An 11,735-nucleotide genomic window follows, 5' to 3' on the forward strand; every position below is an offset into this window, starting at 1 on the left:
AGGACACACATGACGGTGGTGGTGGCCTGTTGGGCGGAGATAACCTGACATGAGCGATGGGCCAGTTCCTCCGACTTTCGCCCCACCTCCTGGGTACTCTCCTACGCCGTCCGGCCCGGTTCCCGGTTGTGGTGTTTCAGTTCCCTTCGTGCCTGGGCCAAAGCCATGTGGTTGCGCACCCGGACCAGCACCACTCCAGCGGCTAGACGGAGGAAATCTCCATGGCGCAGACCCGATTGCGCCCTTTCCGCTTGGCTTCGTAGAGTTGTGCATCGGCCAGACCCACCAGCGCTGCGGAGTCGATGCCCTCGCGGGGTGACACCGTGGCCACCCCCAGGCTGACTGTCACCACCGGCGCTACATCCGAAGCATGATGGGGAATCTGCAATTTCTGTACGCCAAGCCGCAGGGACTCGGCCTTGGCCTGGGCGCCGGCCAGGCCGGTCCCCGGCAGCAGGCACACGAACTCCTCCCCGCCATACCGGGCGCTGAGGTCATGGGAGCGGGTCACGCTTCGCATCAACACCTGGGCAACGGCCTGGAGGCAGGCATCTCCTGCCTGATGGCCATAGGTGTCGTTGAAAGGCTTGAAATGATCGATGTCCGTAAGGATCAGGGACAGGGGGGCACCGGTGCGGCGGGCAAACCGCCACTCGCTGTCCAGGGCTTCATTGAAGCGGCGGCGGTTGGCAAGCCCGGTCAGTCCATCCAGGAATGCCATGGCACGCAACTGGTCGGCCTGCAGCTTCAAGGTCAGGTGGGCCCGCACGCGGGCCTTCACCACGGCCGGGTTCACGGGCTTGGTGATGTAATCCACCGCTCCGGCCTCCAGGCCTCGGGTTTCGTCCTCCGGGCTGTTCTGGGCAGTGATGAAGATGATTGGGACATCCCTGGTAAGGGGATCGGCCAAGAGGCGCCCGCAGGTCTCGTATCCATCCATCTCGGGCATCATCACGTCCAGCAGGATCAGGTCGGGTGGCCGGGCAGCCGCCAATTCGAGGCCGGCTTCACCGGAGGTGGCGACCTGGAGGTCATAGTCCGATGCCAGCGCCGCCCCCAGGGTCATGAGGTTCGCGGGGGTATCGTCGATGGCGAGTATCCTCGGCCTTGTATCACTCATGTGTCGTGTCTTCCCAGCCTTGGGACCGTCTCAGAGCACGCAGTCTATCCAATACCGAGGCGAATTGCAGATCGGCCATGAGGTAGTCCATGGCCTTTACCTCCTCGCTGAGAGGCGTGCCTGCCGCAGCGGCCAGCAGGGTCTTGAAATGGTTGATGGCGTCGAATTTCCGTTGCTCCAACAAGGGCTCCAGGCCGGCCATCAGCCTCCGGATAGTGGACGTGTCGCCGGAGCCCTGGACCTTCGCGCCACCTCCTCCGTCATCGCCAGCCTGACCCTTCCTGGGCAGCCACAGGGTGAGTTTTTCCTGCAGGACGGCCAGCGACATCGGCTTGGCAATATAGTCGTCCATGCCTGCCTTGAGGCAGCGCTGTCGATCCTCCTCGAAGGCATCCGCCGTCAGGGCGATGATGGGCAGGCGGGGGCGTGCATGAACCTGCTCCCATGCCCGGACCTGCCGGGTTGCGGCCAGGCCATCCATGATGGGCATGTTCACGTCCATGAGCACCAGGTCGGCCGCATCCCCGCTCCCGAGCGTTTCCACGGCCTGGGCCCCGTTCTCCAGCGCGTGGACGCTCAAGCCCAGTTTGTCCAGCATGATGCCGGCCACCTTGCGGTTGGTGGCGTCGTCGTCCACGAGCAGCACCCGACCGGACAAGCCGCCGCGCTGGGCGGCGGCTTTCCCCTTGGCTTCCGCAGGCCGGGGCAACAGACGGGCATCACTGCCTGCCTCCTCCAGGGCCAGGGGCACGCGGAACCAGAACCGGGCGCCATTTCCCGCCTGGCTCTCCACGCCCGTCTCGCCGCCCATGGCCAAGGCCAGGCTGCGGACGATGGAAAGGCCCAGGCCTGAGCCGCCGTATTTTCTGGTCGTGGAACTGTCCGCCTGGGAGAAGGGCTGGAACAGCATGTGCTGCCGCTCCGGGTCCACGCCGATGCCCGTGTCCCGCACGGAGAACTCCACCTGGGCGATGGGCCCGGTGCGGTTCAACTCCCGTGCCTCTATACGCACGTGGCCCTGATTGGTGAACTTGATGGCATTGCTCACCAGGTTTGCAAGCATCTGGGCCAGACGATGGGGGTCCCCTCGATAGCGCTGGTGGTGCCCTTCCCATGCCACTTCCAGTTCCAGGCCCTTGAGCCCGGCCGGTCCGGAGAAGAGGGAACGGGTCTCGTGCATGATCTGATCCGGGGCCAGGGTCACGTTTTCCAGCTCCAGCTTGCCGGCCTCCACCTTGGACAGGTCGAGGATATCGTTGAGCAGCGTCAGCAGGGCCTGGCCGGAATGCAGGATGGTCCGCACGCAGTCATCCCGCTCGGCCTTGTCCAGATCGGATTGCAGCAGCACCTGGGCCATGCCCAGGATGCCGTTCATGGGCGTGCGGATTTCGTGGCTCATGGTGGCCAGGAAGCGGCTCTTGGCGATGTTGGCAGCCTCCGCGGCCTCCTTGGCCTGGATCATATCCGTGACATCCACCCGGAAGCCGACGATGTGGCCGGTGGGTGTCCGCCTTTCCCTGATCTTCAGCACACGGCCATCGTCCAGTTTCTGCAGGAGTTCCGTCTTGCCCTGGCGGTGGAGTTCCAGGCGATGCGCAATCCACTCCTCCTCATGGCCCAGGGCCGCCTGATACTGGCCCCGCTCGACGCCGTAGCGAACGATCTCCTCGAAGGTGCGCCCCTTCTCGATGACGGGCGCCGTGGTGCGATATATGTCGGCATATTCATCGTTCCAGAACACCAGCCGGTCATCGGGATCGTAGATGACGAAGGCCTCTCCTATGGTCTCGATGCTGGATCGCAGCAGCTGTTCCGCTTCCAGCAGCCGCTCTTCGGCCTGCTTGCGCAGGGTGATGTCCTGATGGGTGCCGGACATGAGCAGGGGCTGGCCTTGTTCCGTCCAGGTGGATACCTTGCCCCGATCCAGCACCCAGATCCAATGGCCGTCTCTGTGGCGCAAGCGGGCTTCGATTTCGTAGTAATCCAACTCCCCTGCAAAATGCTGCTCCAGCAGCACTCCCGAGCGCCCCAGATCCTCCGGATGCACCATGTTGAGCCATGTGTCGATGCCCAGGGGGGCCAGTTCTTCCAGGGTGTAACCCGTGATCTCTGCCCATCGATCGTTGAACATCACCTCGCCGGTCTGGACATTCCACTCCCAGGTGCCTACCCGGGTGCCCTCGATGATGTCCGAGAGGCGCCTGCGCTCCAGGGCCAGTTCTTCCTCCTGGTGCTTGCGCTCGGTGATGTCGGTATGGGATCCGGCCATGCGGTAGGGCTTGCCGGAGGGGTCGCGAACCGCCACGCCCCGGGACAGTATCCAGCGCCAGGAACCATCCTTGTGGTGGAAGCGGAATTCCAGGCTGTAGGCTGGGGATTGCCCGCCCAGGTAGGACTCGATGGCGGCATTGACCCGTGGGGCATCGTCGGGATGGAGCAGGCGTGCGAAGGTAGCGAAATGGTTTTCCAGTTCGTCGTCCCGGTAGCCCACCATCTCCTTCCAGCGGGGCGAAAAATACGTTTCGTTGGTGCGCAGGTCCCAATCCCATATCCCGTCGTTGGAACCGGCGATGGCCAGCTGGTATCGCTCCCGGGAATCCCTGATGTCCGCCTGGGCCTGACGGATGGAGGCCGCCATGCGGTTGAAGGTTTCTATCACCGACCGCAGTTCGGCACTGCCCAGGGAGGGCAATTGCACGTCATATTGGCCCGCCGCCATGGCCTGGGCGCCTGACTCGACCAATCGCAGGGGCGCCAGCCCCTGGCGCAATACCAGCCAAATGCCGACGAAATCCAGCAGAACGGCAAGCATGAGAATCTGCAGATGGCGAGTGAGGTGGGACCAGGCCCTGTTCGCCAGCCGCTGGGACGTGAGGGTCAGGCTCAGTTCGCCGTAGGTGCGTCCCCCCACCACCACACGGGCAGTGCCCTGGACATCCTGGAAGCGGAACATCGCCATGAACCAGCCAGGCGCAATGGCGGGGACGCGGGTGTCCTGGCTTTTCAGGGTGGTGCCCGTGAGGTCCACGAACTGGGCCGAGGCAATCAGGGGCCGTCCCACATAGCGGTCCAGTGTCTGCTGCAGGGTGGAAAAATCGCCGATCACCACCGTCTCGGCCAGGGCTGCGGGCAGGGTTTCCAGTTCGGTGGCCAGAACGCTCTTCAGATCGGCCTCGACCTCCCGTGCCTCCTGGCGGGCCGAAAGCATGAGCATGGCACTGCCCGCCACAAGCAGCGCGATACTGGCGGTGACCAGCAACCGGCCGATGAACGGCAGACGTTGCCAAATCCCCGGCACCGCGCTCATGGCTACTTGATGTCCTTCACCAGGGTGTTCCTGTAGAAATCCGAGTAGCTGCGGTAGTCCGCCTGGCCGGAGGCACGAAAGCCATAGGGCGGCTTCTGGCCGACAGACTGGCCGGTCTGTTCCAGGATGCGCGCACCCTCCGGGTCGTTCTCCATGCCGTCGATGGCACTCCTCACCCTGTCCGCCACGTCCCTGGGCACCCTGGGATGCACGGAAATGGGCAGGTTGTGAAAGGGAACGGACTCCCACAGGACCCGGAATTTCATGCCCTCCCGGTGGGCAAATGCACGCATGACCTGATTGTTCACCCCGGCGGCGATGACCCGCCCTGCCTTGAGCTGCCCCATGATGCCCTCCTGGTTGCCCCCGAACACAGGCGTCACTCCGATGCCCTGGCGCAGCAACTGGTCCATGGGCACCGCATAGCCGACGAAGGCTGCCTGGGAGGGAAAGCCCACTTCCTTGCCTTCCAGTTGGGCCAGGCTCGTGATTGGCGAGTTTGCCAGGGTGACGATCTGGCCCGTGATAGCCTCTGCCCGGGGCCTGAGGATGACCTGATAGCCCGCCTGGGCCATCTTGGGCAGAAAGATGGTGTTGGAATACACGAAGTCGTAGGCACCCCGCTCGGTGGCATCGTTGGATTCCGGCGCGGTGCGGGCCACCTTCAGGGCCAACACCAGCCCGGTCTTGCGCTGAACGTAGTCCAGGATGGGATTCCAGTATTGGGCGGTTAGGACCGCGCTGCGCTGGGACAGGACGCCGAAGGAATAGGCCTCCGCCATGGCCGTGCCGGCCTGAAACCCGCCCACGATCACTACAGCCAGGGCCAGCAGGAATCGAGGAATGATGCGCACTTTTGCCTCCGTGCAAAGAACAAGTGGATTGGGCGCCCAGGCCTGGGCCCTGCAAGGAATTATCGGCATCCGGGGCAATAACTTGATCGTACCGGCAGCCCGTCTCCGGGCACCTCCACCCGGTTGCCCACGGGCTGATATCCACTTGGCCAGGCCAGGTGCAGCCCCCCCGCCATGCCTTGTCCGGCCGCCTGCAAGACCCCTGGGCCTGGACCGATCCGCCGCCGTATGACGCTGATCAGCGTGGCCCAACCTGTTCAGGCACGCAGGTGTAGACGTGGGCCAGTTCCGCGCCGCCCCGGCATTCCCGCGTGGGCACATCGATGTACTGGCAGCCGGGGTAGCAGACCTGGGTGAAGCACAAGGCCGTCTTGCCGGCGAAATCGGGAGTGCAGCGCTCCGCCTCGGGCTGCTCGCCGGCGCTGCCCCACACCTGGGGGCCGGGACAGTCTCCCTGGCCCGCGGCCACCCAGCCGGCCCGGGCGACGGGTGCCACCAAAAGGGCAAGGCAGCAGGCCAAAACCTTCACACCTTGTTGCGCCACTCCGTCTCCTCGGCGTCGAACAGGCGATTGGATTCGTGGGGCCCCCAGGTGCCCGCCGGGTAGGTGTGGATGAAGTCCCGTTCCTGGGCCCAGTACTTCAGGATGGGATCCACCACCCGCCAGGCCCATTCCACCTCGTCGAAGCGGATGAAGAGCGTGCGATCTCCCTCGATCACGTCCAGCAGCAGGGCCTCGTAGGCATCCAGGGGATTCTCGTCGGCAGTGCGGTAGCTGGCGTTGAGCTTCACCACCCGGGTGTTCATGTCCAGGCCCGGCTGCTTGGCGTGGATCTCCATGTGCATGCTCTCGTCCGGCTGGATGGAGAGCACGATCCAGTTGGGCTCCAGCACCTCCAGGGGCGTCTCCCGGAACAGCTGCTGGGGCGGGTGGCGCAGGCGGATGGCGATCATGGAGAGCTGGTCCTTCAGCCGCTTGCCCGTGCGCAGGTAGAAGGGCACGCCCCGCCAGCGCCAGTTGTCCACGTACATCTTGGCGGCCACGAAGGTTTCGGTGACCGAGTCCGGCTCCACCCCCATCTCGTCCTGGTAGCCCGGCACCTGGTTGCCTGCCACCAGCCCCGCCTTGTACTGGGCGCGGAAGGCATGGGCATGGATCGAACGCTTGGCGATGGGGCGGATGGAGCGCAGCACCTTCACCTTCTCGTCCCGCAGGGCGTCCGCCTCCAGGGCAGGGGGCGGCTCCATGGCCACGAGGGTGAGGAGCTGCATGAGGTGGTTCTGCAGCATGTCCCGCAGGGCGCCGGCCTTGTCGTAGTAGTCGGCGCGCTTGCCGATGCCCACGTCCTCCGCCACGGTGATCTGCACGTGGTCGATGAAGTTGCGGTTCCACAGGGGCTCGATAAGGGTGTTGGCGAAGCGGAATACCAGCAGGTTCTGCACCGTCTCCTTGCCCAGGTAATGGTCGATGCGAAACACCTGGGACTCGTCGAAATACCGGTGCAGCAGCTGGTTCAGCATCTGGGCGGATTCGATGTCCACGCCGAAGGGCTTTTCCACCACGATGCGATGCAGGCCCCGGGGTTTGGAAAGGCCCACGGCATCCAGGTTCTTGATGACCGGGCCGAAGTCCGCGGGCTTGATGGCCAGGTAGAACACCATGTTGGAGCAAACCCCCAGCTTGGGCTTGGCCAGTAGTTCCTTCAGGCGGGTGTAGGCCTCGGGGTCCTCCAGGTCGCCCCGCAGGTAATCGAAGCGATCGACGAACTTGTCCAGGGCCGGGCCGTCGGCCTGGAGTTTGTCGGCAAGCAATTCCCTGACGTGCTCCCGCCAGGCGGCGGCGTCGCACTCCCGCCGGGCGAAGGCCACGAAATTGAGTGAGTCCGGCAACTTGCCCGCCAGTTCCAGGCGATACAGGGCGGGCAGCAGCTTGATGGAGGCCAGGTTGCCGGTGGCGCCAAAGATGACGAAGTTACAGGGGGGGAGGGGGACTTCCTGGTCGAACATGGCGTTTTCCTCGGTGAAGGGGGAAGGGTGAAGGGTGGGCGTTTTTTTACCCTTATCCCTTCCCCCTTCCCCCTTCACCACCGGTAACCGCATGGCCGCCGAAGCCCTGGCGCATCTTGGCCAGGACCTTGTTGGCGTAGTCCCCCTTGCCCTGGCTGGAAAAGCGGGCCATGAGGGCCTGGGTCATCACCGGGGTGGGCACCCCCAGGTTCACCGATTCCAGGGCCGTCCAGCGGCCTTCGCCGGAATCCGCCACCACGGGGGCGATGTCCGCCAACTGCTGGTCGTGCTTTAGGAAGTCGGCGGTGAGGTCCAGCAGCCAGGAACGCACCACGGAACTGTGGCGCCACAGCTCGGCGATGGCGGCCAGGTCCAGGTTGAACTCCCGCTTGGCGCCCATGAGGGCGAAACCCTCCGCCAGGGCCTGCATCATGCCGTACTCGATGCCGTTGTGGACCATCTTGGTGAAGTGGCCGGAGCCCACCGGGCCCGCATGGAGCCAGCCCGTGTCCGGCGTGGGCGACAGCACCTTAAGGAAGGGGGCCAGCCGGGCCAGTTCCTCCTCCCCACCGCCGGCCATGAGGCAGTAGCCATTGGCCAAGCCCCACACACCGCCGGACACTCCCACGTCGGCAAAGCGGATGTCCAGCTTGCCCAGTGTATCGGCACGGCGCATGGCGTCCTGGTAATAGCCGTTGGCCCCGTCCACCAGCAGGTCTCCGGGGGCCAGCAGGGCCGCCACGTCCCGGATGGCCTGGTCCGTGGCCTCCCCCGCGGGCAGCATGAGCCAGATGACCCGGGGTGCCTTCAGCCCCCCCACCATGCCGGCCAGGTCGGGACAGGACACCACGTTCTTCTCTTCCTTGGCCAGGTCGTCAGCCACTGCCGCGTTGCGGTTGTAGGCCAGGACCCGGACGCCGCCACGGCTCAGGCGCCGGGCCATGTTGCCGCCCATGCGGCCCAGGCCGTATAGACCGATTTCAAGCATCTTGCTCTCCTACGTCTCTCAGGATAACGATGGGCCGCCCCGAATCGGTCTTGAACCCCTCGGGGATGCCCAGTGTTCTCAGGATAGCCCGGTTATTTGCCCAGGCTGCGCAAGGTTGGGTCGGAAACCTGTTGCCAAGGGACGGTCCCAGCCAAGTTTATATCTTGAACATTTCGGCCAGGTGGCGAAGTTCGGCCGAGAGCTCGGCCACTTCCCTGGCCACCTCGGAGGTCTCCTGGCTGGAATGGGAACCCCGCACCGTCATCTGGGCCACCCGCTCCACATTCTGGGCGATCTCCTTGGCAGCCATGGCCTGTTCCTTGAGGGCGCTGCTTATTTCCTCCACGGTATGGACCACCTGACCGGATGTGGTTTCTATGGCGGCGATGGAATCCCCCGCCCTGTGGGCCAGTTGCACACCCTCGGCCACCAGGGTGACGCCGCTTTCCATCTCCACCACGGTACGGCGGGCTCCCTGCTGGACCTTGTCGATCATGCCGGTGATCTGCTGGTTGGAATTGGAGGTGCGTTCCGCCAGCTTGCGCACCTCGTCCGCCACCACGGCGAAGCCCCGGCCCCTGCTCGCCGGCCCGGGCCGCCTCGATGGCGGCGTTGAGTGCCAGGAGGTTGGTCTGTTCGGCGATCTCCCGGATCACCTTCACGATGGCGGAGATATCGGTGGAATACCCTTCCAGCTCCCGAATGGCGGCTGCGGCAGCATTGACTGAGTCAGCCACGCGGCCGGTCTCGTCCGCCGGGTGGTGCACCACATGGCTGCCCTCCCTGGAGGCATCTCCCGCCTCCGTGGCCACGGCGCTGGCATCCCGGGCATGCTCCTCCATCTGGTCGATGGAAACGGACAACTGCTCCACCGAGGCCGCCATGCTGGAGGAGGCCTCGGACTGTTCCGTGGCGGCATGGGCCGAAGTCTGGCTGCTGTTCTTCAGCACCTGCACCGCCCCGCCCAGGCTGCGGGCGTTCCGCTGGATGCGCACCGCACCCTCCTGCAGGTTGTTGCGCATGATGGCGAACTGCTGCAGCAACTGGCCCACTTCATCCTGTCCGGCCTGGGGCACGGGCCTGGAGAAATCGAAGGCGGCAATGCCCTTGGCCACTTCCACCGCCTGCTGCAGGGGCATGTTGATATGGCGGATGACCCACCAGGCCACGACGGGCCAGGCCACCAGGGCCAGGCCACCAGGGTCACGCCAGCCAGGACCAGCAAGCCGGTACGGAAGGGGGCGATGTCCGCTGCCGTCCCGGGTTTCAAGTCACCGAGCACCATGCCCAGGGCGACCCAGCCCACGAACACCGCCGTCAGCACCGCCACCATGGAGGCCAGGGTGGTAACCCACAACTTGGTGGCCAGGCCCATGTCCACCAGACGGCTCATCTGGGCGCTCAGGCCGCCCTTGCGCAACAGCCCCGCCTCCAGGCGGACGCCGGGGTCCTGGCGCATGCGCGCGAAAAGCTCTTCCGCCGCCAGCACCTCGTCCCGGGTTGGCCTGACCCGCACGGACATGTAGCCACCGTCGGGCGTGGGAGTGGCCGTGGCCTTGACCCAGTAATGGTCGCCGTTCTTGCATCGGTTCTTCACATACCCGTTCCAGGGGCGCCCCGCCTTGAGGGTGGCCCACAGGTCCCGGAAGGCCTCGGAGGGCATGTCCGGGTGTCGCAGGATGCTGTGGGGCTGGCCGATCAGCTCGCAGCGGGAAAAACCTGACAACTGGACAAAGTCGTCATTGACGTGGGTGATGATGCCCTTTGCGTCAGTCCGGCTGATAATGGCGGCATGGTCCGGAATCAGACATTCCTTCTGACTTACAGGCTGGTTGTTCCGCATGGAAGGTGCTCTCCTCGCCAAGTGACGATTGGATGGGAGGTGAGGGCCGTGGATTCGCATAGGGATATCGGCGGACGACACATAAACTTTAGTTTTGAAAAAAACGATGAAATCTCTATTTTGTACTTCTGAAGCGATTCCCCTGATCAAGACAGGGGGCCTGGCCGATGTCTCCGGTGCCCTGCCCATCGCCTTGCGGGAAATCGGCGTGGATTGCCGAATGCTGCTGCCCGGATACCCTCGGGTTCTGGAGATGGCCGGGGACATACAGCCCTTGTGCAATTTCCCCGGCTTGCCGGGCCACCCAGCGGCCCGGCTCCTGGAGGGCCGCATGCCCGGAAGCAGCACCCCCATGTATGTGCTGGACGTGCCCGCCGCCTTCGACCGCATCGGCGGGCCTTACCAGGACGAGCACGGCCTCGACCACATCGACAATGCCTGGCGTTTCGCCCTCCTCTCCAAGGCGGCCGCCATTCTTTCCACCCCCCACTCCCCCCTGGACTGGCACCCGGACGTGCTCCATTGCAACGACTGGCAGACGGGCCTGGCACCCGCATACCTGCATTTCATGGGCGCATCGATGCCTTCCCTGATGACGGTGCACAACCTGGCCTACCAGGGCATCTACGCGCCAGACGTGTTGCCCCAGCTGGACCTGCCGCCCCACAGCTTTTCCATTGAAGGGGTGGAGTACTACGGCAATGTCTCCCTGCTCAAGGCCGGCCTTTACTACGCCTGGCAAATCAGCACCGTGTCACCCACCTACGCCCGGGAGATCCAGCAGGCACCCCTGGGCATGGGCCTGCAGGGACTGCTGGCCCGCCGGGCAGGGCAACTCACCGGCATCCTCAACGGCATCGACACCGCGGACTGGAACCCCTCCGCCGACCTGCACCTGCCCTGCGCCTATACCCACCGGGCCACCGGCGACAAGCGCAATTGCAAGAAGGCCCTGCAGGAACGCATGGGCCTGGAGCCCAGGGCGGAAGCCCCCCTCTTCGGCCTCATCGCCCGCATGACCCACCAGAAGGGCCTGGACCTGGTGCTGGCCGTGGCCGATGGCATCATCCACCGGGGCGGACAACTGGTCATGCTGGGCACCGGCGACAAGGCCATCGAGCAGGCGGTGCGGGAGACCTGCCAGAAACACCCGGGCCAGGCCGCCTGCTACATCGGCTACGACGAGGCCCTGTCCCACCAGATCGAGGCCGGTGCCGACGTGTTCCTCATGCCTTCCCGCTTCGAGCCCTGCGGCCTGAACCAGATGTACAGCCTGCGCTACGGCACCGTACCCATCGTCCATGCCACCGGCGGCCTGGCCGACACGGTGGAGGACGGCCTCACCGGCTTCGTGTTCGACGAACCCACCCCCCACGCCCTCTGGCTGGCGGTGGAACAGGCCCTGGAGCTGTATCCCATCAAACCCGCCTGGAAACGCATGATGCAGAACGGCATGAAGCAGGATTTCAGCTGGGAGCACAGCGCCAAGGCCTACGCGGCGCTTTACCAGCGCATGCTGGGGTGAGGCCCGGTGGTGCATAAGCTGATGTCATGCCGGCGAATGCCGGTATCCAGTGCCACGCCTGGACCCCGGCGTTCGCCGGGGTGACATGCAA

The 11,735-nt window shown here is 64.9% G+C and carries 9 protein-coding genes and 1 pseudogene; 1 reads left to right on the forward strand and 9 read right to left on the reverse strand.

The window, feature by feature from the left end:
* Positions 1-202 precede the first annotated feature (202 nt).
* The 9 genes and pseudogenes from H6935_15790 to H6935_15830 all read right to left on the reverse strand — a co-directional run bounded on the left by H6935_15790 (position 203) and on the right by H6935_15830 (position 10,119).
* A complete protein-coding gene (locus tag H6935_15790) occupies positions 203-1,120 on the reverse strand; it encodes a diguanylate cyclase (GenBank protein ID MCP5279796.1) in 918 nt (305 codons plus the stop codon).
* Entirely contained in the window at positions 1,113-4,427 is a 3,315-nt protein-coding gene (locus H6935_15795; GenBank protein MCP5279797.1) for a PAS domain-containing protein, read from the reverse strand. Before H6935_15795 ends, H6935_15790 begins: the two co-directional genes overlap by 8 nt.
* Before the next feature lie 2 nt (positions 4,428-4,429).
* Positions 4,430-5,281, reverse strand: a complete 852-nt coding sequence (locus H6935_15800; protein MCP5279798.1) for a phosphate/phosphite/phosphonate ABC transporter substrate-binding protein — start codon at positions 5,279-5,281, stop codon at positions 4,430-4,432.
* Positions 5,282-5,519: 238 nt separating this feature from the next.
* Complete coding sequence (locus H6935_15805) at positions 5,520-5,825, reverse strand: hypothetical protein (protein ID MCP5279799.1); 306 nt, start codon at positions 5,823-5,825, stop codon at positions 5,520-5,522.
* A complete protein-coding gene (locus H6935_15810; protein ID MCP5279800.1) occupies positions 5,807-7,288 on the reverse strand; it encodes a glucose-6-phosphate dehydrogenase in 1,482 nt (493 codons plus the stop codon). Before H6935_15810 ends, H6935_15805 begins: the two co-directional genes overlap by 19 nt.
* 52 nt (positions 7,289-7,340) lie before the next feature.
* Positions 7,341-8,276 carry a decarboxylating 6-phosphogluconate dehydrogenase gene (gene gnd / locus H6935_15815; protein MCP5279801.1) on the reverse strand — a complete coding sequence of 312 codons (936 nt, stop codon included), beginning with the start codon at positions 8,274-8,276 and terminating at the stop codon, positions 7,341-7,343.
* A 157-nt stretch (positions 8,277-8,433) separates the two neighbouring features.
* Complete coding sequence (locus tag H6935_15820) at positions 8,434-8,838, reverse strand: hypothetical protein (protein MCP5279802.1); 405 nt, start codon at positions 8,836-8,838, stop codon at positions 8,434-8,436.
* 7 nt (positions 8,839-8,845) lie between these two features.
* Positions 8,846-9,298 (reverse strand): annotated as a pseudogene (locus H6935_15825) (methyl-accepting chemotaxis protein).
* Positions 9,220-10,119 (reverse strand): PAS domain-containing protein, encoded by a 900-nt coding sequence (locus tag H6935_15830; protein ID MCP5279803.1) that lies wholly within the window; start codon positions 10,117-10,119, stop codon positions 9,220-9,222. Before H6935_15830 ends, H6935_15825 begins: the two are co-directional and overlap by 79 nt.
* 106 nt (positions 10,120-10,225) lie before the next feature.
* On the opposite strand from H6935_15830, the gene glgA reads away from it, so the two are divergent.
* Positions 10,226-11,644 (forward strand): glycogen synthase GlgA, encoded by a 1,419-nt coding sequence (gene glgA / locus H6935_15835; protein MCP5279804.1) that lies wholly within the window; start codon positions 10,226-10,228, stop codon positions 11,642-11,644.
* The last annotated feature ends 91 nt before the right edge of the window (positions 11,645-11,735 follow it).

Origin of the sequence: Thiobacillus sp. (genome assembly GCA_024235835.1) — a bacterium.
In the GTDB taxonomy this organism is placed as follows: Bacteria; Pseudomonadota; Gammaproteobacteria; order Burkholderiales; family Thiobacillaceae; genus PFJX01.